This is a genomic window from Oceanobacillus rekensis (genome assembly GCF_002153375.1).
Taxonomy (GTDB): domain Bacteria; phylum Bacillota; class Bacilli; order Bacillales; family Amphibacillaceae; genus Oceanobacillus; species Oceanobacillus rekensis.
The window spans coordinates 248,664-255,764 of sequence record NZ_MTBQ01000005.1 but is presented as its reverse complement, the minus strand read 5'-3'; the positions used below and the strand labels follow the sequence as shown (position 1 = coordinate 255,764).

Here is a 7,101-nt window from a genome sequence, read left to right as displayed (position 1 = left end):
ACCTTCACCCCGAAGGGATCTGGTTGCTTCCCGCGCTCGACTTGCATGTATTAGGCACGCCGCCAGCGTTCGTCCTGAGCCAAGATCAAACTCTCCATAAAAGTGTTTGAATAGAATCAACATCAGTAGATCCCATTTGTGTTCTTAGCTTGTTGCATACTCAATAAGTAAAACTTATGTGAGTTGTTTGAAAAGAAAAACATGTTTTCTTTCCTTGACATACTGGTTGTTTTGTTCAGTTTTCAAAGAGCAAATTGTTGACGCGTTTTTAGCGGCAAGAATTATATTGTATCAAACATTATTGATTAAGTCAACAACTTTTTTGTTGCTTTTTCTTAACCGTTGTCGTCAAATGGCGACAAGAAATATCTTACCACACTATCAAACTAAAAGTCAATCATCTATTTTGATTTCCTCTAGCTCTTGTGGCGGATATTTAATATAACATGAATAGATAACTAGATGCAATACTATTTTATATCCATTTATATCCATTCCCTATATTGTTTTATATCTATTTAATGAAGGAACAGGAATTTACGAGGACAAAATAACGCACTTAAGTTCATATAGATTATACATTGGTTACATAGACAAAGGGTCTTGTTCAATTATTTGTTCTTCTACTCTACTTTTTCCCCTTAGAATGATTGTATTTGGATACCCTCATATTTTGTGAGTATATATCGTAATGATAAACCGGCTATCATCATCTACTGTTAAATCATACAGTATGCTGTGGAGAAAATGCTGTTTCACTTTCATCTAGCATCAGAGCAAGAAATTGAACTACTAGTACAAAAACAAATTGATGCAGGTTTGAAAGCAATCACAGATGGGGAATTCAGGCGGATTGTATGGCACCATGATTTCTTTTCTGGATTTGAAGGGATTGAATCGGTCGAAAACGAAAGAACCGCAACATTTGGTGGTGGTAATAAACCAAAGCCATTCACGATTGAAATAAGAAACAAGATTAAAAATCATAATCATTATATGGTAGAACACTTTAAGTTTTTAAAGCAAGCAGTAGATCGGTATGGCGATGGAACACAAGTTGCAAAATTTGCGATACCAGCACCTAGTGTGATTACGTACCGCTCCATTAGCGAAAAGGAAAAAGAAATTTATCCGAATGCAGTGGATATGTTTCACGATTTAGGTGTTGCATATAAGGAAGTTGTGAATGCTCTATATGAAGCTGGCTGCCGTTATATACAGTTTGATGATACGACTGCATTTAATGATTCCACCTTTATCAATTGAATAACAGAATCTACAGGGTTAAGTAAGGATGAAATTTTAGAACTAATTATAGAAACGACAAACGATGCTTTGCAAGATAAACCCGAGGATTTAATTGTCACTGTCCATATGTGTCGCGGTAACTTCCGTTCAAAGCATCTACATAATGATGGTGGTTATGACTACGTTGCACCTGTCTTGGATAAACTAAACTACGATGCATTCTTCTTAGAATATGATGATGAACGAAGTGGCGGATTCAAGCCATTAAAAGATATCAAACGACGTGACATAGAAATTGTTCTTGGACTATTTACATCTAAGTTTCCAGAATTAGAAGATCAAAGCGCCATTACGAATAGAATTAAAGAAGCAACTCAATATATTCCTTTAGAGAACCTAGCATTAAGTCCTCAATGTTGATTTGCCAGTACAGAAGAAGGAAATTTGCTATCAGAAGAGGAGCAATGGAATAAGATAAACCATTTGATTAAAGTAGCAAATCGCGTGTGGAGTAAGGCTCCTACCAATAATTAAGCCCAAACAGGACAGAGGGACAGGAACATTGGTCCAAATTCATCTACAACAATTAGTTTGATCGGTCTTCCCTCTGTATCCTGTCAGGTTGAAAGAAAAATTTCTCCTCCGTCAATCAACCCACTGAAAAGTACGCTTAGATATACCAGTTATTCTATAGCTTTTTAACGACACACCATCCATTATTCTAGCGTTTAGTTAATATTGCATTTCTAATTCCTTTGTCCATTTGCTGAAGGATAATTTTCTTGTGTCCTAAAATGCTTTCCTGAAAGTAGTAGGCACTTCCTCTCCCCGTTTCCTCCCTTACTTATTTTTTCCACTTTAATCACATATTGTTACCGTTGTTCGGGTATATACTAGCGATATCACTTGGAATCTAAATAAAAATGATTGCGGTGAAAGAATATAGAAAGTCGGTGAAAGCATTGGAATTATTAACGATTAATGGGCTATGCTATATTGTTGATGTTTCAAATGACACGATGGTAGAGTGGATGGAAGATTTTAATGTGTATATCCCGAAAACAGAAGATATGAACATCACCTATTATCACCCAGAAGCAATTGACGTATTAAAGTTTATTAAAAAATGTAAAGCCGAGGATTATCAAAACGGTCAGATTACAGAAATGTTAGCAAATCGAAATATATTTACCACAACAGACAGTCCACTAGAGGAAATTCAGAATTCGATAGATGAAGGAAGTCACAAGGAAAATATTTTGACGATGATGCAAACGATTGGAAAGACCGTCTCAAATGTTGCGAGCCAGGAAAAAGAAATACGTGCATTAAAGCAAGTACAGCGTGAACAAACAAAAGAAATAAATAACTTAAAGCGAGAAATGGAAGCATTAAAACAACAGCAGACAACTACATCCGTATATGAAACGCGAAAAAAGTCATTCACCAATTTATTCAGGGATAGAAGGACAGGCACATTGACCCAAATCCATCTACGGTAGTTGTCAAATTATCTATTTTTATGAGAACCACCCTTTTGCTAGTTACAACGCAGGGTGGTTTTCTTATTTTATTAAAATGCTAAAAGGAAGCATGAGAACCGTCCCTACGCTTCCTAACGTGCATTCTCGTCCATGTGTGCAAAGCCTGCTTCGGTATTTACTTCACCCCAAATTTTACGCTCCGCCAAGTCTTCTCCGTTCAACCAGGACTTGAAATCAAATTGAACTGGCTCTTGGTCGCCCCCGAGCGCAATCCAAGCATTTTTCTCCTTTGGAAAATACGCGGATGTATGTAACGTTCCTGACCAGCTTTTATAATTATCTACAAAGACTCCTTTATCCGTATCATTTAACAGCCGAAATGCCTTGTATGCATCTGTCGCCTGACCCTCCTGCTTCTGAATCGCATCCAATCGACCTTGTGACTCATCAATGTACCGGCGATTTTCATGCTGCAGTACTTCGAAATGATTTGTACATACATTGGCCTGATGTACATTCACAGACCGGGGGGTTGCTTCCAACACATACGTCTCTTCCTTTTCATCGAGAACGATATAACTAAATGAAGTTCGATGTGGAATTTCTTTCACAAGCGCAATTGCTTCCTCTACATTGGCGCATGTTTCTAAAATAATTCTTCCAATCATATGGCAAATGAACCCATCACCCGGATCCTTGCGATTGATAAAATTATAGCCCATCACAAGTCCCTTTTCATTCATGCCATCCATCCGACCGGTAATCCGCTGCGACGGACCTATAGATGCATAGCCACCGTCCGTCGGCTGGAAGAAGTTATACCGCCCTTCATATGTTTTCGGATGGTAATCATAATTACGAATCATATAATCCTTTCCCGTTAAAATCGAACAGCCACTATAGACGGGCTGGACCCGGTAATTGCCAAAATCCCGTAAGATGATATCCATCGGTTGCTCGAGCGCATCCCGCAAGCCTTCAAGCTCTTCCCAAATTCCAGGGGCAAATCGCATAAATGCACTTCTAGCTTCGCTTTCATCGATCATAAACCGTGGTCTTCTTAACTTCCAATGGCGATGCCTATTTTTTATAATGAAAGAATCCTTTAAACTCTCCCCTTGCATAAATCCGTAATCATAGTGATTCCCTCGAAATGGAATAATGTTACTGTACACCTGCCGCATCACGGTCGCCCCTTTTAAATTCATCTACATGTTAATTATTACAAAAATAACTCCGTAAACCAAGTATACTGGAAACGGACTTGGATTGTTTTCCAAAAGGCTCATTTGAAATTCAGATTAACATTGACATGAAACCAAAAGGTTCCATATAATATAAAATACGAAACCAAATGGTGTTATATTTAAAAGGAAAGTAGGAGAATGAATGGAAAATACATTACAAGATATTAAACAAACAGTTGTCATTGAAGCCCCGATTCAAAAAGTATGGGATCAAGTATCTACTTCAGAAGGCATTGAAGCGTGGTTCATGCCAAATGATTTCCAAGCAGTAGTAGGACATGAATTTCATTTGCAATCCCCTTTTGGTCCTTCACCTTGTAAAGTAACCGAAGTCGACCCGCCAAATGGACTTACTTTTACATGGGATACGGAAGGTTGGTTTGTTTCTTTTATTTTAAAAGAGTTGGGAGAAAAGACGGAATTCACACTTATTCATGGTGGCTGGAAACAAGCCGATGAGCTTGTCGGGAAAGCGAACGAAAAGGCTTCGGTTATACGTGAAAGAATGTCTGGTGGATGGGTTGGAATCATCGAAGATCTTCGCAAGGCTGTGGAGAGCTAAGTGTCCGCATTCCAACAAAAGCATGATGTCTTCCAAGCAATTGCTGACTCAACCCGAAGAGAAGTCCTGAGATTACTTACAGAAAAGGAATTGTCTATCTCAGAAATCACCTCTCATTTCCCGATTAGTCGCACCGCCATTGCCAAACATTTGCGTATTCTTTCAGAAGCTGATCTAGTCAGTGGACGCAAGGTAGGAAGAGAAAAAATATATCAGCTGCATCCTGAGCCACTAGCAGAACTAAAGCAATGGCTCGCATTTTATGAGAAGTTCTGGGAAAACAAGCTTTCTATATTGAAACATACCGTGGAAAACCCCGGGGAAAATGAGCTGAAACTGATGAAATCAGAAATTGGAGAAGACCGAGAGAATTAGCATGCGGTCTTTTTTTGTCTCAAAAAACAATCGCATGGGTCGTTTTTTCAGGTGGTAATAATCAAAAAACAAGTAGTCTGATCCTTGGAAATAATCTGGGACGCGGTGCCTGTCCCCATGTCCACCTAAGCCTTGGAAATATCCCGGGACGCGGTGACTGTGTCCCACACGCGCTCGGTTCTTTCAAAGGGTGTTGCAGATTTACCGTAAAGGTATTCACTCATTATTTCACTCGTCGTTAGCCGCAGTTCTTCAGGGGTGAATGTTATAACCTCATTATTCACGCTGTATTTTACTTCTTTGTCAGTTTTCCCAAGATATCTAATATCCAGATGATGAATGGTATACATTTCTTTTTTTAGTTGGTGAAAGGTTTTGTTTAGTTGCTGAAGAACGGTATCAAGTTTATCCAGATATAAGTTACCAAGCTTAAAATGACGGAATGATTCTTTGTCTTGGCGGAAGACTTTTATCGCCATTGGAATTGTAATGTATCTTAATACTATATCCTTATCCATTATAAGCACCCTCACTCGGAACGTTTGTTCTAATTATATCACTTGTAGCTTATAATTCAAGTGTTTTTTTCGTCCATAAAAAAGAAAATTGTCTACATCAGGGAGCATTGCAAGTGTATGTCCACCCCAACATATTTCATACGATTTATCTACTGCTTTAGTTTGACTTGGGAATAGTTAGGGAAGAAAAAATTAAATAATACTTTTAGAATAGGAGTAGTACGATGACACCAAATGAGATTGGATTTGCCCTTTTATACCTTGGTTTATTTCTTTTACTTGGAAAGTGGATTAGGGTTCGTGTGAAATGGCTGCAGAATTTATTTTTACCCTCCTCCGTCATCGGTGGATTTATTGCTTTGCTTGTTGGTCCACAAGTACTTGGCAGGATATTAGAACCTTACATAGGCGAAGAGTCATTTTGGTCAACCGGGCTTATGCTTCCTCAAGCAACAGAAGTATGGAGTGAACTGCCTGGATTGATGATCAATGTTGTGTTTGCAACCTTGTTCTTAGGAACCATCCTTCCAAATCTTTCAAAAATATGGCGGGTCGGTGGACCACAGCTTGCTTTTGGCTGGACACTTGGCTGGGGCCAATATGTGGTCGGTATCCTATTGGCAATGTTAGTGTTAACACCATTCTTTGGCATGCCACCGATCGTCGGGGCGCTGATTGAAGTATCTTTTGAGGGCGGTCATGGTACAGCCGCAGGACTACAGGGGACATTTGAAGAAATGGGATATCCAGAGGCATATGACTTAGCTGTCGGATTAGCAACGGTTGGTATTCTATCAGGGGTTATTATTGGAATTATCATCATTAACTGGGGAATACGCAAAAATAAAACAGTAATCATTAAAGATGTGGATGAATTTTCCTCTTTAAAAAAGGCAGGAATTGTGGAATTTGAAAATAGAGAGCCGGCAGCGAAAATGACGGTTCGTCCGGAATCAATCGAACCACTTTCCTTGCACTTTGCCGTAGTTGCCTTGGCGATTATAACAGGTTATATTTTACTGCAATCGTTCGTATGGTTGGAGGCAAGCCTCTTCGGTTCAGATTTAATGACCTATGTTCCATTATTCCCTTTTGCAATGATTGGAGGAATAGTCGTACAACTATTTTTAAACAAAGTAGATAACGCATACCTTGTCGATCGACAAATGATTAGTCGTATTCAAGGGTTTTCATTAGATATTCTAATATTGGCTGCGATAGGAACTGTATCACTTGATGTTATTGGAGACAACTTCATTCCATTTCTCCTAATTGCAATTACTGGTATTGCATGGAATGTGATAGGATTCTTTGTCCTCGCTCCAAAAATGATACCTTCCTATTGGCTTGAAAGAGGTATCGGTGATTTTGGGCAGTCGATGGGGATTACCGCTACTGGTTTACTCTTGATGCGTGTAGCCGATCCGAAGGCGGAATCTCCCGCTTTTGAAGGTTTTGGCTATAAACAACTCGTTTTTGAGCCATTCCTTGGTGGAGGATTAGTAACCGCATTATCTGTTCCACTAATCTTTCAATTCGGCCCAATTCCATTCTTTATTTTCGCAGTAATCATGTGTGTCATTGGTCTACTCGTTGGTTTACTTTATTTTGGTAAGAAAAAAAGTTAAAGGACGCGCTTTACGTTCAACAAACGAAATCAAAAAAAG

Annotated in this window: 8 protein-coding genes and 1 rRNA gene; 6 read left to right on the top strand and 3 right to left on the bottom strand. The window is 38.9% G+C overall.

Translation table 11 applies throughout. The features are described from left to right. Window positions 1–101: ribosomal RNA gene (locus BV906_RS14255) — 16S ribosomal RNA — on the bottom strand; the annotation flags it as partial. Window positions 102–747: 646 nt separating this feature from the next. Here BV906_RS14255 and BV906_RS14250 point away from each other — a divergent pair. The 3 genes from BV906_RS14250 (at window position 748) to BV906_RS14240 (ending at window position 2,750) form a co-directional block, all read left to right on the top strand. Beyond that, a complete protein-coding gene (locus BV906_RS14250) occupies window positions 748–1,266 on the top strand; it encodes a uroporphyrinogen decarboxylase/cobalamine-independent methonine synthase family protein (protein WP_087974308.1) in 519 nt (172 codons plus the stop codon). Between the two features lie 69 nt (window positions 1,267–1,335). Continuing rightward, the gene (locus tag BV906_RS14245; protein ID WP_140322005.1) at window positions 1,336–1,668 is read left to right on the top strand and encodes a uroporphyrinogen decarboxylase/cobalamine-independent methonine synthase family protein; all 333 of its coding nucleotides are present in this window, start codon (window positions 1,336–1,338) and stop codon (window positions 1,666–1,668) included. A gap of 503 nt (window positions 1,669–2,171) precedes the next feature. Beyond that, complete coding sequence (locus tag BV906_RS14240) at window positions 2,172–2,750, top strand: MerR family transcriptional regulator (protein WP_087974306.1); 579 nt, start codon at window positions 2,172–2,174, stop codon at window positions 2,748–2,750. Window positions 2,751–2,863: 113 nt separating this feature from the next. Here BV906_RS14240 and BV906_RS14235 read toward each other — a convergent pair whose 3' ends face one another. Beyond that, window positions 2,864–3,916, bottom strand: a complete 1,053-nt coding sequence (locus BV906_RS14235; protein WP_087974305.1) for a C45 family autoproteolytic acyltransferase/hydrolase — start codon at window positions 3,914–3,916, stop codon at window positions 2,864–2,866. Window positions 3,917–4,121: 205 nt separating this feature from the next. On the opposite strand from BV906_RS14235, the gene BV906_RS14230 reads away from it, so the two are divergent. Then, the gene (locus tag BV906_RS14230) at window positions 4,122–4,541 is read left to right on the top strand and encodes an SRPBCC family protein (RefSeq protein WP_087974304.1); all 420 of its coding nucleotides are present in this window, start codon (window positions 4,122–4,124) and stop codon (window positions 4,539–4,541) included. Then, the gene (locus BV906_RS14225; protein ID WP_087974303.1) at window positions 4,542–4,916 is read left to right on the top strand and encodes an ArsR/SmtB family transcription factor; all 375 of its coding nucleotides are present in this window, start codon (window positions 4,542–4,544) and stop codon (window positions 4,914–4,916) included. A gap of 125 nt (window positions 4,917–5,041) precedes the next feature. On the opposite strand, the gene BV906_RS14220 is transcribed toward BV906_RS14225, so the two are convergent. After that, window positions 5,042–5,434 (bottom strand): YhjD family protein, encoded by a 393-nt coding sequence (locus BV906_RS14220; protein WP_087974302.1) that lies wholly within the window; start codon window positions 5,432–5,434, stop codon window positions 5,042–5,044. A 224-nt stretch (window positions 5,435–5,658) separates the two neighbouring features. On the opposite strand from BV906_RS14220, the gene BV906_RS14215 reads away from it, so the two are divergent. Next, window positions 5,659–7,062: a sodium/glutamate symporter gene (locus BV906_RS14215; protein WP_087974301.1), complete on the top strand. Its 1,404-nt coding sequence runs from the start codon at window positions 5,659–5,661 to the stop codon at window positions 7,060–7,062. Window positions 7,063–7,101 lie beyond the last annotated feature (39 nt).

What these genes read in the sequence shown, in the direction of transcription:
- BV906_RS14250 (WP_087974308.1), top strand. Translation starts at nt 748, where the DNA reads ATGCTGTTTCACTTTCATCTAGCATCAGAGCAAGAAATTGAACTACTA.
- BV906_RS14240 (WP_087974306.1), top strand. Translation starts at nt 2,172, where the DNA reads ATGATTGCGGTGAAAGAATATAGAAAGTCGGTGAAAGCATTGGAATTA.
- BV906_RS14235 (WP_087974305.1), bottom strand. Translation starts at nt 3,916, where the DNA reads ATGCGGCAGGTGTACAGTAACATTATTCCATTTCGAGGGAATCACTAT.
- BV906_RS14230 (WP_087974304.1), top strand. Translation starts at nt 4,122, where the DNA reads ATGGAAAATACATTACAAGATATTAAACAAACAGTTGTCATTGAAGCC.
- BV906_RS14220 (WP_087974302.1), bottom strand. Translation starts at nt 5,434, where the DNA reads ATGGATAAGGATATAGTATTAAGATACATTACAATTCCAATGGCGATA.
- BV906_RS14215 (WP_087974301.1), top strand. Translation starts at nt 5,659, where the DNA reads ATGACACCAAATGAGATTGGATTTGCCCTTTTATACCTTGGTTTATTT.